1 protein-coding gene is annotated in these 211 nt (G+C 47.9%); it reads left to right on the top strand.

The window, feature by feature from the left end:
• The coding region (locus IR141_RS14370; RefSeq protein ID WP_135037889.1) for an ATP-binding protein at positions 1 to 211 on the top strand (211 nt) is incomplete at both ends.

Below are 211 nucleotides of genomic sequence, written 5' to 3'. Positions count from 1 at the left end.
GACTATATCAGACAGAAGCGTAATGTGGTGTTGGTAGGCGGACCGGGTACGGGCAAAACGCATATTGCCACAGCACTGGGTATTGAAGCGGCGACACAAGGATTTAGGGTACGTTTTTGGAATGTACTGGACTTGGTCAACAAATTGGAAGCAGACAAAGACGAAGGCCGTCTGAAACTAACCGAACAGCAATGTCGGTACGATTTGTTGA

This window comes from Neisseria sp. 19428wB4_WF04, from assembly GCF_015235335.1.
Lineage (GTDB): Bacteria > Pseudomonadota > Gammaproteobacteria > Burkholderiales > Neisseriaceae > Neisseria > Neisseria musculi.
The sequence above is the reverse complement of the archived record's forward strand: the minus strand, read 5'-3'. Positions and strand labels throughout refer to the sequence as shown.